The 13,935-nt window shown below is 63.8% G+C and carries 9 protein-coding genes; all 9 read right to left on the bottom strand.

Going from position 1 to position 13,935, the window contains the following annotated elements; genetic code table 11:
• The 9 genes from gspG to LOY69_RS18760 all read right to left on the bottom strand — a co-directional run bounded on the left by gspG (position 1) and on the right by LOY69_RS18760 (position 13,725).
• On the bottom strand, positions 1-435 hold the full coding sequence (gene gspG / locus LOY69_RS18800; RefSeq protein ID WP_102864804.1) for a type II secretion system major pseudopilin GspG: 435 nt from the start codon (positions 433-435) through the stop codon (positions 1-3).
• Positions 436-451: 16 nt separating this feature from the next.
• Positions 452-1,669, bottom strand: coding sequence for a type II secretion system inner membrane protein GspF (gene gspF / locus LOY69_RS18795; protein ID WP_265073404.1), 1,218 nt, complete (start codon positions 1,667-1,669; stop codon positions 452-454).
• 2 nt (positions 1,670-1,671) lie between these two features.
• Positions 1,672-3,165 (bottom strand): type II secretion system ATPase GspE, encoded by a 1,494-nt coding sequence (gene gspE, locus LOY69_RS18790; protein ID WP_102881625.1) that lies wholly within the window; start codon positions 3,163-3,165, stop codon positions 1,672-1,674.
• Positions 3,162-5,081, bottom strand: coding sequence for a type II secretion system secretin GspD (gspD, locus tag LOY69_RS18785; RefSeq protein WP_110652777.1), 1,920 nt, complete (start codon positions 5,079-5,081; stop codon positions 3,162-3,164). Before gspD ends, gspE begins: the two co-directional genes overlap by 4 nt.
• Positions 5,078-5,626: a type II secretion system protein N gene (locus LOY69_RS18780; protein ID WP_102881623.1), complete on the bottom strand. Its 549-nt coding sequence runs from the start codon at positions 5,624-5,626 to the stop codon at positions 5,078-5,080. Before LOY69_RS18780 ends, gspD begins: the two co-directional genes overlap by 4 nt.
• Positions 5,627-5,772: 146 nt before the next feature.
• Positions 5,773-7,326: an N-acetylglucosamine-binding protein GbpA gene (gbpA, locus tag LOY69_RS18775; RefSeq protein ID WP_170003127.1), complete on the bottom strand. Its 1,554-nt coding sequence runs from the start codon at positions 7,324-7,326 to the stop codon at positions 5,773-5,775.
• Between the two features lie 317 nt (positions 7,327-7,643).
• A complete protein-coding gene (gbpA, locus tag LOY69_RS18770) occupies positions 7,644-9,200 on the bottom strand; it encodes an N-acetylglucosamine-binding protein GbpA (RefSeq protein ID WP_265073403.1) in 1,557 nt (518 codons plus the stop codon).
• A 215-nt stretch (positions 9,201-9,415) separates the two neighbouring features.
• A complete protein-coding gene (locus LOY69_RS18765) occupies positions 9,416-13,051 on the bottom strand; it encodes an ATP-binding protein (RefSeq protein WP_265073402.1) in 3,636 nt (1,211 codons plus the stop codon).
• A gap of 32 nt (positions 13,052-13,083) precedes the next feature.
• On the bottom strand, positions 13,084-13,725 hold the full coding sequence (locus LOY69_RS18760) for a response regulator transcription factor (protein WP_102881619.1): 642 nt from the start codon (positions 13,723-13,725) through the stop codon (positions 13,084-13,086).
• Positions 13,726-13,935: the final 210 nt, after the last annotated feature.

The raw sequence follows: 13,935 nt of genomic DNA, 5'->3' as shown, positions 1-13,935 counted from the left end.
TCAGCGGTCCCAGTTGCCGATCTCGGCGTTCAGGCCGTCACCGCCGAGCTTGCCGTCGGCGCCAAAGGAGAACAGGTCATAGCCCGTGCCGCGGGCGCCTGGCACGCGGTATTGATAGGCATTGCCCCAGGGATCGATAGGCAGGCGCTTGAGGTAACCGTCGGGGTTCCAGTTGCGTGCCGGCGGGTTGCCGCTGGGCTTGCTGACCAGAGCTTCGAGCCCTTGCTGGCTGCTGGGGTACTGGTGGTTGTCGAGCTTGTAGATGTCCAGGGCCATGGCAATGGCCTTGATATCGCTCTGGGCGGCGGCGCCCTTGGCCTGGTCGGGACGGCTCATGATCTGGGGCACCACCAGGGCCGCGAGGACCCCGAGAATGACCACCACCACCATGATTTCAATCAGGGTAAAACCGCGTTGTTTGTTCTGAGTCTGCACGTAGGGGGTTCCGCATTCAGGTAATCAATTGGTTCAGGCTGAGGATCGGCATCAGGATCGCCAGCACGATGATCAGCACCGAGGCGCCCATGAACACCAGCATGGCCGGTTCGAACAGGCCCACCAGCAAGGCAATGCGGTTGGCCAGTTGTTCTTCCTGCTGCTTGGCGGCGCGTTCGAGCATGCTGTCCAGCTCGCCGGAGCGTTCACCGCTGGCGATCATGTAGAGCATCATCGGTGGGAAACTGCCGTTGAGTTCCAGGGCCCGGGTCAGGCTGATACCTTCGCGTACCCCCCGGACAATGTCTTTCAGACCGGTACGAATTTTCTGATTGGCCACCACTTCGCTGGCGATGGACAGGGCGTCCAGCAGTGGCACGCCACTGCGTCCGAGAATCGCCAGGGTGCTGACAAAACGCGTGCAGTTGCTGGCCCGGATCAGCCGGCCCAGCAGCGGCAGTTGCAGTACCAGGGCATGCCAGCGCTCGCGGGTGGCCGGGTTGCGGACGGCGCCGCGGGCGGCCAGGACCAGGGCCGCTATCACCAGCAGCATGAGCAGGCCATAGTCCTGCAGGAGGGCGCTGCTGGCGATCAGGCCGCGGGTCAGCAGCGGCAGTTCCTGGCCACTGTCGATAAACACCTTGACCACATCGGGCACCACGAAGCCCAGCAGGAAGCCGACGATGCTGACGGCCGCCAGCATCAGGATGCTCGGGTAGAGCATGGCCAGCTGGATCTGCTGACGGGCCGCTTGCTGGGCCTCGGTGTAGTCGGCCAGGTTCATCAGCACCTGACCCAGGTGTCCGGAGCGTTCGCCGGCGGCCACCGTGGCCCGGTACAGATCCGGGAAGGCCCGCGGGTAGGCCGCCAGGGCCACCGCCAGGCTATAGCCCTCCAGGACCCGGGAGCGGATGGCCAGGAGCATGCTCTTGATCCGCTGTTTCTCGCACTGCGCGGCGACCGCGGCCAGCACCTCCTCCAGGGGCAGGGCGGCTTGGACCAGGGTCGACAACTGGCGGGTGAGCAAGGCCAGTTCGGCGCTGCTCAAGCCGCCGCCGGACACCTGCAGCAAGCCTTTGCCAAGCACGCGCTTGCTCTGCGCGACGCTGACCTTGAGGATCACCAGCTGGCGCTCGCGCAACAGTTGCCGGGCATGGCGCGGGCTGTCGGCTTCCACCACGCCGGTGGATTTTTTGCCGGCGGCGCACATGGCCAGGTATTCGTAAGCGGCCATGATCAGTCCCTCTGGGTCACGCGTAGCAGTTCTTCCAGGCTGGTCTGCCCTTGCAACACCATGGCCTGGCCGTCGTCGAACAGGCTGGCGCTGTGCTTGCGTGCATGCTCCAGCAGTTCGTACTCGCCGGCGCCGGTGTGGATCAGCTGGCGCAAGGTGTCGTCGAACAGCACCAGTTCATAGATGCCCCGGCGCCCGCGATACCCCGAGTGCTGGCAGGCGCTGCAGCCTTTGGGTCGGTACAACTGCGGCGCTGCGTCGGCGCTCAGCCCCAGGCGTTCGCAGGCGGCGGCATCGGCGCTGTGGGGCTCCTTGCACTCCGGGCACAGCAGGCGCACCAGGCGCTGGGACAATACCCCCAGCAGCGAGGTGCAGAGCAGGAAGGGTTCGATGCCCATGTCCACCAACCGGGTCACCGCGCCGATGGCGCTGTTGGTGTGCAGGGTCGAGAGCACCAGGTGTCCGGTGAGGGAAGCCTGCACGGCAATTTCCGCGGTTTCGCGGTCGCGGATCTCGCCCACCATCACCACGTCCGGGTCCTGACGCAGGATGGCCCGCAAGCCCCGGGCGAAAGTCATGTCGACCTTGGCGTTGACCTGAGTCTGGCCGATCCCGGTGAGGTGATACTCCACCGGGTCCTCGATGGTCAGGATGTTGCGCTCCAGGCTGTTGAGGCTGGCCAGCCCGGCATACAGCGTGGTGGTCTTGCCGGAGCCGGTGGGGCCGGTGACCAGGAGAATGCCGTGGGGTTTGTGCAGGGCGATTTCCAGGCGCTGGCGCACCGTCTCGTTCATCCCCAGGTGGCTCAGATTGAGGCGCCCGGCCTGTTTGTCCAGGAGGCGCATCACCACCCGTTCGCCATGACTGGAGGGCAGGGTAGAGACCCGCACATCCACCTCGTGGCCGGCGATGCGCAAGGCGATCCGGCCGTCCTGAGGGATGCGCTTCTCGGCGATGTCCAGCTTGGCCATGACCTTGATCCGCGACACCAGCAGGGTCGCCAGTTCGCGGCGCGGGCGCAGCACTTCACGCAGCAGGCCGTCGACCCGCAGGCGCACCGACAGGTGTTCTTCGAAGGCTTCCAGGTGCACGTCGGAGGCCTTGCTCTTGACCGCCTCGCTGAGGATCGCGTTGATCAGGCGGATGATCGGCGCGTCATCTTCCTGTTCCAGCAGGTCGGTGGTCTTGGGCAGTTGCTCGGCCAGGCTGTTGAGATCGAACTCTTCGTCGAACTGTTCGCCCAGGCCGTCGGCCACCTGCTTGGCGCCGTTCTGCCCGTCGCGGTAGTGAGCGGCGAGGCGCTGGGCGAAGGCCTCGTCGTCCAGCACCTCGCTGCGCAGCAGCGCACCGTTGAAGCGGCGCACTTCGGCCACCACCGACAACGGCGTACTGGCGCGGCAATACAGCACCGCGCCGTCCGGCTGATGGTCCAGCACCACACCGTGGCGGCGCGCGTAGGCAAAGGCCAGACGCGCGTCTTCGGCAGTGGCGATCATGGTTGCCGCTGGGCGCCGGGGGCGCGCATGTCGATCAGGCCCGCATCGCCCTGGCGGTTGGCGTCGAACAGGCGGTTGGCGTCAGCAGGCAACTGGCCGCCGGTCTTGCCGTCCGGGCTGCGCAGCGAGCGCATGTTGTTGTACTTGTGCTGGCTCATCTGCTCGGTGCTGGCGGCGTTGCGCAGCAGGGTTGGACGCAGGAACACCATCAGGTTGGTCTTCTCGTTGACTTCCTTGCTGCTGCTGAACAGACGGCCGACCCAGGGAATGTCCCCCAGCAGCGGCACCTTGCTGACCTGGACCTTGACGTTGTCCTTGATCAGCCCGCCGAGGACGATGATCTGCCCGTCGTTGGCCAGGATGGTGCTCTTGACCGAGCGCTTGTTGGTGATCACGTCGCTGGTGTTGATGCCCGGCGGCGCGGCGGCCAGTTCAGAGCTTTCCTGCTCGACATTCAGGCGCAGGAAGTTGCCCTCATTGATATGCGGCGTGACCTTGAGAGTGATCCCCACATCCTTGCGTTCCACCGTGGTGAAGGGGTTGCTGGCACCGGCGGTGTCGGTGGTGTAGGAGCCGGTCTGGAACGGCACGTTCTGGCCGACGAGGATTTCCGCCGCTTCGTTGTCCAGGGTCAGCAGGCTCGGGGTGGACAGCAGGTTGTTGTTGGAGTCGCTGGACAGTGCGGTGATCAGCGCGCCGAAGTTGCTGCCGCCGATGCCGATGATCGCGCCATCGGGCAGGTTCGGGCGCTTTTCGTCCTGCAGGCTGTTGAGCAGGGTGCCGATGGACAGGCCAGCGCTATTGAAGTTGGCAGCGGCGGACAGCTTGCCGCGGTTGCCGGCCCATTGCACGCCCAGGGCCTGGTTGATGTCGCCGCTGACTTCGACGATTGCCGCTTCTACCAGCACCTGGGCCCGGGGCCGGTCCAGCTCATTGATGATGCTTTCGAAGGTCGCCAGCTGGGCCGGCGAGGCCATCAGCACCAGGGCGTTCTGGCTGGTGTCGGCGCTGACCAGCACTGGGCTGTCGGGTTTCTGGCTGTCGCTGCCACGGTTGCCGGATTCCATGCGCTTGCCAATGCCGCTGAGCAGTTCTTCGAGCTTCTTCGCATCGCTGTGGTTGAGGCGGCGTACCCGCGCGGTGTCGCCGACATTGGTCGGCACATCCAGGCTTTGCGCCAGACGCTGCATCTGCTGGCGGATCGGCGCCGGGCCCACCAGGATCAGGCGGTTGCTGCGCGAGTCGCCAATGGCCTTGGCGCTGGTCATCGCGCTGTTGCTGTCGGCCAGGCTGTCGGTCAGGGTCTTGGCCACTTCGGTGGCCCAGGCATGCTTGAGCTGCACGATGCTGAACTGCCGGCCACCGGCGTTATCCAGCTCGTTGATCACCATACGCACCCGCTCGACGTTGTTGGCGCTGTCGGAAATCACCAGGGCGTTGGAGGTGGTGGAAGGTGCCATGTAGGCGTCCGCGGCCACCAGCGGGCGCACCGCGCTGGCCACTTCGCTGGCGTTGGCGTTGTTCAGTTCGATGACCTGGGTCACGAACTCTTCGCTGGCGCCGCTGGGCTCGGCGTGGGCCTTGGTCTTGGCTTCGGCCACCGGCAGGATCAGCACCCGGTCGCCCTGGTCCATGGCGACAAAACCCTGGCTGCGCAGGGCGGTGAGAAACAGCGAGTAGATGCCCTGCTGATCCATGGCGGTGCTGGACTGCACCGTGACCTTGCCGTTCAGGCGCGGGTCCAGAATCATCGTCTTGCCGGTGATCTGGCCCACTTCGTTGACCAGGTCGCGCAGCTCGGCGTCCTTCATGTTCAGGGTCCATTGCTGGGCCGCGGTGGTTTTTTCCGTGGCGTACACGGGATTGATCAGGGTGCCCAGGGTCAGCAGGGACCCGGCGATAAATGCTCGATTCATGATGCTCCAGGGGGTTGCAGAGACGGTTGCAGCAGGCTCCCGCTGCCTGGCTGTGGATGGGGTTGGGCCGCGGCGGTGTCCTGGTCCTGCGGGGTCAGCAATGGCGTTTCGTGCTGGGGCAGGCTCAGGATCAGTTCCTCGCCAAAGCGTTGCACCCGCACTTGGTCGGTGCCGATCTGGCGCAGGCTGCCACCGCCGGGCAGGGGCTCGCCGATGCCATAGAAGCGGCGGCCTTCGGGCGATTCGATCAGGGCCCGGGACTGTTCCGGTTGCCCGGCCACCAGGCTGGCCACCAGGTTCAGCGGCACCCGGGGCAGGTCGCTGGAATGCTCCGGCAACTGCACGCCGAACAGCCGGGCGATGGCTTGCGGGTCGGGCTGGGCCCGGGGCGTCGGCGGCGCGACGGAGGGTGCCTGCAGGCTCGCCGGGTTCAGGCTTTGCCGGAACTGCCAGCTGCTGTAGGCCAGCCAAGTCAGCCAGGCCGCCAGAAACGACAAGGCGCCGACCAGCAGGCCAGCGCGAAGTGAGAGGCGAAGGGCGCTCATAAGCACATGCGCCTGGGCAGGTTTTCACCCTGCCAGTGCAGCAGCACATGGGTTCTTGAATAGGGGGTTGAGCTCATGGGGGGGCTTGACCGCTAACAAGGAGCGTGGCGCCGTGGCGCCACGCTCGGGTGGTTGACGCGATTGAGTTACTTGACGTTCCAGGCCGACTGCCAGGCGAAACCTACGCCCGGCTCGTAGGCATTGGCGCTGCTGGTCCACTGGGTGCACCAGCCGGCGACGGCGCCTGGCTTGCACTCATAGGTCTTGCCGTCCTTGGGTTGCAGGACCACGGTGCCGGCCTTGTAGGATTTCAGGCCATTGGGGAACACGTAGTCGTACTTGGCGCCGCCTTCACCGCCGTTTCCGCCTTCGTTGCCACCTTCACCACCGCCGGCTTCGGCCTTGAGGGTGAAGCGGGCGCCATCTTGCAGCACTTCACCTTTCTTCGAGGTGGCCACGACCACCAGGTCGTAGACCCCGGGGCTGACATTGTTCAGCGGGATGGAGAAGTGCGGGGTGTTGCCGGCCGGCGCTTGCTGGAAGGTCACGCTTTCGCCTTTGGCGTTGAGCACGGTGGCCTTCACGGTGTAGTCGCCGCCCTTGGCGATGGCGTTGAAGTGCAGTTCGGTCTTGCCGTCTTTCAGGGTGTATTCGGTCTGCATGCCGGTGATCGACAGCTGGCCCGGTTTGGCGGCCTGTTCCTTGTCGATCATCACGTTGACGATGTCGCTGCCTTTCTTGACCAGGATTTCGTTCCTGCCGAAATTCGGCACCACTTCGTCCTTGTCGTTGAGCAGGCCCATCTGGTAGCCCTGCTTGGCGGCATTGACCTTCTTCGCCAGCGCGTGCGGCCAGACGTCGGCCTTGGCCAGTTCGGCGCTATCGATGTTCAGCACCACTTGCTTGGCGTTGAGCTCGCCCTGTGCGTTGAAGACGCGAGTCTTGACCTTGTCGCCGATGCTCAGGGCTTCAGGTTGTACCGCGCCCACGGTGTTCCAGTTCGACGGGATGACCTCGCCATTGTCGATGTTCAGGTCGACCACGCTGTAGAAGGTGGCGTCGGTGTCGTTGACTTTCCAGGTGGCCAGTAGCACGTGGTAACCGGAGCGGTCAGACGGGATGTTCACGGTGTGATGGGTTTCGCCGTTGGCCGGGGCCGGGACGGTGCCAGACGGCCATGGCTGATCCAGCAGTGGGGTCATTTCGAACGAGTCGCGGGTCAGCGGCTGGTTCGGATTCCAGTCTTTTTTGGTGATGTAGAACTGCCAGTAGCGGGTGGCGTGACCGGCTTTGTAGTGCCAGGTGAAGTTCTGCGGGCCCGGCTTGATGGTGGTCTTGGCCCAGCGGGTAGCACTCTGCTCGTTGATCGGGGAGAAGCGCACCAGGCCGCCGGCGGCGATGGTGCCGTCGGCCGGGCCGCATACCTTGAAGTCGCCGGTGCAGGCCTGGGCGTTGCTTGGAAAGTGTTCGAGATCGTTACGGCCAGGCACGCCGATGTACTCGGTGCTTTGTGGCTCGTACATCACCGGGCCGCAGTTGACGTTCAGTCTGCCGCCATCGGAATGGCACATGAAGGCGCGGGACTTGGGGCTCTCGATATAACCGTGGGCGGAGGCTTGCTGGGCGGCCAGTCCCGCCGTCGCCATGGCGATGACGATTGGCAGCTTGAGGAAGGAGCGAGTCCGGTTGGAGTTGATCATGGTGTATGCCTTGAGCAATTAAAAAATGAGTGTTGAAGCGCTGCGAGGGGCCGGTGATGGGGCACAGGGACACCCGTGATGTCCGCTGCTCCGGCAGCCTTGCCAGCGAGCACAGGCTACGTGCTGCTCCAGGGTGTTCACATGGGACGAGTACGAGAGTCGGAAGGCTCTAGAACAGGTTTTTTGCCGGATCTGGCGAGGGCTGGCGCGGCACGTCGAGTGAGCCTTTGCGGCCTTGCGCACGCGAGCCGACGGGAAAAAAAATGAGCGTGACGCTTGCGCGTCACGCCCCAAGGAGCAACTGGGGAGTTGCAGGATTACTGGCGGGTCCAGGCCATTTCCCAGTGAGAACCGATGCCCGGCTCGTAGTGAGTCGCGCCGGCCTTCCACTGCACGCAGTAGCCGCTATAAGGGAACGGCTTGCACTGGTAGGTCTTGCCGTCCTTGGGTTGCAGCACCCGTGTGCCGGCCTTGTAGGCCTTCAAGCCCTCAGGGAACACGTGGTCGTACTTGGCCGGGGTCTCGGGGGTGGTGCCGCCATCATTGCCGCCACCGCCCGGGGTTTCCTCGACCACCGGCTCGGCCTTGAGGTTGAAGCTGATGGTCTGTTGCAGCAGCTCGCCTTTCTTCGACGTGGCCAGCACCACCAGATCGTACTGGCCCGCTGTCAGGCCTTTGAGCGCGAGGCTGAAGTGCGGCGCATTGTTGCCACTGTCGGCTTGCTGGTGAGCGACGGTTTCACCCTTGGCATTGAGCACGCTGGCGGTGATGGTGAAGTCGCCGTTCAGAGCGATGGCGTTGAAGTGCAGGTCGACCTTGCCGTCCTTGAGGCTGTACTCGGACTGCATGCCGGTGACCTTGAGTTCGCCCGGCTTGGCGGCTTGTTCCTTGGCGATCAGCACGCTGTTGATGTCACTGTTCTTGTCGACAAAGATGCTGTTCTTGCCGAACTGCGGCACCACCTGGTCCTTGTCGTTGAGCTCACCGATCTGATAGCCGAGCTTGGCCCGGTTGACCTTTTCGGCCAGGGCCTTGGGCCAGATACTGTCCTTGGCCAGTTCGGCGCTGTCGATGTTCAGGGTGATCTGCTTGGCCGACAGTTCGCCCTGGTCGTTGAACACCCGGGTCATGACCTTGTCGCCGATGCTCAGGGCCTGGGGTTGAACGGCACCGATGTTCTTCCAGTTCGAAGGCGCGACTTCGCTGTTCTCGATGTTCACGTCCACCACCTGATAGAAGGTGTTGGTGTTGTCGCCCACCATCCAGGTGCCGAGGACGATGTGGTAGCCGCTGCGGTCGGCCGGAATGTTGACCTTGTGGCTGGTGGTGCCGCCGGTCTTGGTCGGCAGGGTGTTGTTCCAGTTGTCGGTCAGCAGTGGCACCGGTTCGAACGAGTCGCGGGTCAGCGGCTGGTTGGGATTCCAGTCTTTCTTGGTGATGTAGAACTGCCAGTTACGGGTGGCGTGCACCGCGGTGTAGCGCCAGTCGAAGGTGTTCAGTCCGGGCTTGATGTTGACCTTGGTCCAGCGGTTGGCGGTCTGTTCGTTGAGGCCGGCGAAGTTGCGCAGGCCACCGGCGGCAATGGTGCCATCTGCGGGGCCGCACTTGGTGAACTCGCCGTGGCAGGCCTGGGCGGTGCTCGGGTAGCCGTCGCGGCTGCCGTTGGCCAGGTATTCGACGCTCTGCGGCTCGTAGGTCACGCCGCCGCAGTTGCTGTTCAGGTTGCCACCCAGGTTGCTGCACATGAAGGCGCGGGATTTCGGTTTTTCGATGTAACCGTGCGCCGCCGCCTGTTGCGCGCTGAGTGCCGCCAGGCCGATGGCCATCGCCAGCGGAAGCTTGAGGAATGAATGGAGGGTATGCCGCGTGATCATCGATTGTTCCCTGATTGGACGTTATTGGATTCAACAAGCAATCGAGAGCTGGCGTAGCGACTCACCGGGAGTCTGGCGCCATTGACTGTCAGTACTCGAAAGCCGGCGCAAGGTTAGGCAGGCGGGGTCGGCGGTTGAATGAGACAAGTACGAGAATGGCGGCAGTGCCGGGCCGGGGCGCGCAGCCCGGCGCCCCGGCGTCCGCCTCAGGGAGGCTAGCCCTGGACCTGGGGTGTCTGGGGCAGAGGCGGGCTGTCGGCGTCGGGCGCTTCGCGCAGGCTGGCCAGCTGCTTGCGGGCCTCTTCGTAAACCTGCTCCATGGCGTTGAGCAGCGCTTGCTGGCAGTTGCGCACGGACGGCAGATGGGTCACGTCGACCTTTCTCAGGGCGTCGCAGGTTCTGGCCATGTCCTGCGCGTTGATCAGGCAGGCCACGCCGCTCAGGCGATGGGTCAGGTCGTTGATCAGGTGCGGGGTATTGGCCAGGACGCAGGTGCGCAGTTCGGCGATTTCCTGCTGCAGGTTCTTGGTCAGTTCGTTGAGGATGCGCCGGTGCAGGGTCGGACTGTTTTCCCCCAGGTCCCTGAGGTGGTCGATGTCGAAGGCGCGCACCCGCTCTTCGCCAGCGCCGGTGTGGCTGCCAAGTACTTCCTGCAGCCGGGCCAGGGTCACGGGCTTGATCATCAGATCGTTCATCCCGGCGTTGGAGCACTGGGTCGCTTCGTTGCTCAGGGCGCTGGCGGTGTAGCCGACGATCAGGCGCGGCGGGGCACCGCTCTGTTGTTCGGCTTCACGCACCGCACGGGCCAGGCTGTAGCCGTCCATGCCCGGCATGTTGCAGTCACTGATCAACACGTCGTAGTGGCGGTGGCGCAGTAACTGCAGGGCTTCTTCGCCACTGCTGACGTGTTCTGCAACGTGGCCGATGCGCTCCAGCTGCAAGGTCAGCACCAGGCCATTGGTGGAGACGTCGTCCACCACCAGCACCCGCAAGGCTTTGCCGGTGATCGGTTTCACCTCCGGTTGTTCCGCCACTTCCGCGTTCGCCGTCTGCCAGCTCACCGGCAGTTCGACGTGAATGCAGCAGCCTTGTCCGGGTTCGCTTTCCAGCCAGATGCGGCCCCCCATCAATTGCACCAGCTGATGGCAGATGCTCAGGCCCAGTCCCGAGCCGCCGTACAGGTGTGCCGTGCGCGCGGTGGCCTGGCGGTAGGGCTCGAAAATCCCCGCCTGATTGGCCAGGGGAATGCCGATGCCGGTATCGCGCACACTTAGGGTCAGCAGGCTGTTGCTGTCCTGTACATGGGTTTCGCGCAGGGTGACCTGGATGTGGCCGCGGTCGGTGAACTTCAAGGCATTGCTCAAGAGGTTGTGCAGAATCTGCTGCAGGCGTAGCGAGTCGACCCAGTACAGCCGGTTGGGGCTGGCCTGATAGTCGAAGTTCAGTTGCAGGCGTTTCTCCCGGGCCTGCACGGCAAACAGCCCGAGACCGTTGGCCAAGAGGGGTTCCAGGGCGGTGGGGTGGGGCGCTAGTTGCATCAGGCCACTCTCTATTTTGTCCAGATCCAGGATGTTGCCGATCAGGTCGATCATCGAGGTCGCCGATTGCTGGGCAACCCGCAGATTGTGCGAGGGCGCCTGGCTGGCGCTGGTCTCCAGTTCCAGCAGACCGACCAGGGCATTGAGCGGGGTGCGCAGTTCGTGGCTCATGGAGGCGAGGAACTCGCTTTTGGCAGCACTGGCTTTTTGCGCAACCTGCTTGGCCTCGCGCAATTTGAGTTCCAGGTTCTTGCGCTCGGAGATGTCCAGCCAGCCCCCCAGCAACCCTTGCAGGACTCCGCGCGCGTTGTAGAACGGCACCAGCCATTGGTACAGGCAGAATTGCTGCTCGTTGATCCACAGGCTGGTGTCGAGAAAGCGGGGCCGGTGATTGGCCAGCAGCAGTTGATGCTCCTCTTGCAGCACCTCGGCGAACTCGCGCGGCATGTTCGGCTGCTCGGTGGGCAGGCAGCCCTCGACCTGTTCCTGGGAGGTGGCGAAGAACTCTTCATAGGCGCGGTTGCAGGTGCTCAACCGGCCGTCCAGGTCGCAGACATACAGCGGTGTCGGCAGGCCATTGAGCAGGGAGAACTGAAACGCCAGCTTGTCCTGCAGGCGGGTCTGCGCGCAGATGGTTTCCCGCACCTGGATCTTCAGGCGCCAGTTCCAGATCAGCGACAGCACGAAGATGATCAGGATCACCACACCCACATGCCAGGCCTGTTCGACGACCCAGCTCCAGAGCGCGGTGCTGGAGTGTTGTTCGGCGATCAGTTGGATGTCGCTTTGCGGATTCCTGGCCATGGAATCGAGCAGCTTGTCGAGCACGCTCAGCAACTCTCTGGAACCTGGGGCCACGGCAAAGCGATGGGGGGCGGGCAGGGCGTCGAAGGCCAGGCCGAACTGCAGCCCGGAACCGGACAACGCCTCGGTGCCCACCGGGGTATCCAGGGTGGCGTCGACCTCACGTTGCAGCACCAGGTTCAGGGCCTGGCGATGATCGTCGGTGAGCACCAGATGGATATCCGGGTAGCGCTGTTTCAGGTGTTCGAGCAGCGGGTGGTTGCGCGGCAGCGCCAGGTGTCGCCCCAGCATGGCGTCCAGGGAACTGGGGGAGCTGTCGCCATGGCGCACCACAAAGGCCCAGTTGCGAGTGCCGTAGCTCTGGCTCAGGCCGATGCCCCGGGCATTGTCGGGCAGACCCAGGTCGCGGGTGGTCAGATCGGCGTTGCCGGCGGCCAGTTGTTCCAGGTCATCGGTCCTGGAACGACTGGGCAGGATGTTGAGTTGCAGGCGAAACGAGTCGGCCAGGGTGCGCAGGATATCGATGCTCAGTCCGGCCCATTGGCCCTCGGCATTGCGGTAGATGTAGGGCGGCGCTTCTTCCACCAACAGATTGATCTGCCGGTGCGCGGTGAGCCAGCTCAGTTCGCTGGGGGTCAGGGAAAACGACTCGGTCGGCGCGAAGGGAAAGGGCTCCTGGCTCGACTGGTTCTGGATCTGGCGTTTGTGCTCCTCGGGAATGGCGTTGAGCACGTAGTCGATCAGTGCCCGCAGGGTGGCATCCTCGCGTCGCACGGCGAAGGCGAAGCCGGCGTCGGGCAATTGCGCAGAAAACTTGCTGTGCAGCCGCAGATCCGGGCGGGCCTGCATGTACAGGGTGGTGCGGAAACGGTCGCTGATAAAGGCGTCGGCCTGTTTGCCTGCCAGTTGCTCAAGGGCCAGGGCGGTGGTGTGCACGCCGCTGACGTCGGCCCGTGGATAGGTCTTTCTGACGGTCTTGAGGTCCAGGTAGTTGTCCAGTACCAGCACCCGCTTGTCTTCCAGGTCCGGTGGCAGGCTCTTGTCGTTGATGCGCCCGACAATGATCGGCTGGTTGTTCAGGTACGCGCGGCTGAGGGACAGGCCGGGGGTCCGTGCTTCAAGCGCGGTGGCCCGTGGCAGCAGGTCGATACGGTGTTCGAGCAGGGCTCGGATCGCGTCCTGGGGCGAGGCCAGTTCGATGTACTCAAAGCGCAGGTCAAGCTGCTTGCCGATGAGCTTGAGGTACTCGTCGGAGATCACTTTGAGCACCTGGTTGCCGGCACTTTCCAGAGGCCGCTCAGGGGGCACGATGGTTGCTACCCGCAGCACCTTGTGGGGCAGGGCGCTGCGCATGTCCAGCAGTCGGGTCAACGACGGGTTGCCAGGCTCTTGCGACGTGGCGCAGTGCGCGGGCAGGCTGAAAAACAGGCTGACCAGCACCATGAAGCTGAACAGCAGGCAGACACGTATCAGCCTCCAGAATTGGGGGGGGCGGGAAATCAGGGGCATAGGGGGGAAGCTCCAGAATTTTTCAGGACAGCTCAGCTCAGGCCGTGTTCCTGGATGTACAGAAACAGGCTGGCCGAGGTGTCCAGGCCTAGCTTGCGCATGGCGCTGCTCTTTTGCGTGCTGATGGTCTGTTTGCTGCGGCACAAGTGTTGGGCGATGGCGCCGATGCTCATGCCGGTGCCGTACAGACGCAGCACCTCGATCTCTCTGGCCGACAACTGCTCGGGCTGCAGCAGCGGCTTGCCATGCAAGGCGGTGCTGGTGTCCAGCAGATGCTGGATCGACGGTGACACGAAAGGTGCCCGCGGGTGGGCGGCAATCGCCTTGGGCAGGTCGTTGAGCAAACCGCGCTTGCTCACCAAGCCTTGGATTCCGAGCTTGAGCAGGCTGCTGATCAGCGCCGGGTTGTCGAGCATGGTGATCACCACGATGGCCAACTCCGGGTAGCGTGAACGCAGTCGCCTGATCAGACGAATCCCATCCACCTGATCGCCGCCGGGCATCATCAGGTCGGTCAGCAGCAGGTCGCAGGGCTGGCGCTGCAGGTTTTCCAACAAGGCTTCCACGCTGTGGGCCTGGGCAACGATTTCCAGTTCGGCGCGGTTTTCCAGCAGGGTATGAATCCCAATCAGGGTCAAGGGATGGTCATCGGCTATCTGGACGCGGATCGGCATGGGTTCTTGTACTCGGCTTTTCGACAGGCATGAGCCCACAACAATGCGCAGCTTCCGCAAAGGAGCAGGCATTTTGCTAGTGGGGTCGTCAGAGGATTCGCAGGGTATCACTGAAATTGACGCCAAAAAGACGTCTGGGGGATTTTAAGAATCGTCTTATGTCTGATGGGAAGCTTTCTGAAAAGCGGCCTAGAAGTCGGGTAAGTTTTT

Source organism: Pseudomonas sp. B21-059 (assembly GCF_026016285.1).
GTDB lineage: Bacteria > Pseudomonadota > Gammaproteobacteria > Pseudomonadales > Pseudomonadaceae > Aquipseudomonas > Aquipseudomonas danubii.
The sequence above is the reverse complement of the archived record's forward strand: the minus strand, read 5'-3'. Positions and strand labels throughout refer to the sequence as shown.

Bases quoted from the DNA above. Each gene is read 5' to 3' on its own strand.
- gspF (WP_265073404.1), bottom strand. From the start codon at position 1,669: ATGGCCGCTTACGAATACCTGGCCATGTGCGCCGCCGGCAAAAAATCC.
- gspE (WP_102881625.1), bottom strand. From the start codon at position 3,165: ATGATCGCCACTGCCGAAGACGCGCGTCTGGCCTTTGCCTACGCGCGC.
- gspD (WP_110652777.1), bottom strand. From the start codon at position 5,081: ATGAATCGAGCATTTATCGCCGGGTCCCTGCTGACCCTGGGCACCCTG.
- LOY69_RS18780 (WP_102881623.1), bottom strand. From the start codon at position 5,626: ATGAGCGCCCTTCGCCTCTCACTTCGCGCTGGCCTGCTGGTCGGCGCC.
- gbpA (WP_170003127.1), bottom strand. From the start codon at position 7,326: ATGATCAACTCCAACCGGACTCGCTCCTTCCTCAAGCTGCCAATCGTC.
- gbpA (WP_265073403.1), bottom strand. From the start codon at position 9,200: ATGATCACGCGGCATACCCTCCATTCATTCCTCAAGCTTCCGCTGGCG.
- LOY69_RS18765 (WP_265073402.1), bottom strand. From the start codon at position 13,051: ATGCCCCTGATTTCCCGCCCCCCCCAATTCTGGAGGCTGATACGTGTC.
- LOY69_RS18760 (WP_102881619.1), bottom strand. From the start codon at position 13,725: ATGCCGATCCGCGTCCAGATAGCCGATGACCATCCCTTGACCCTGATT.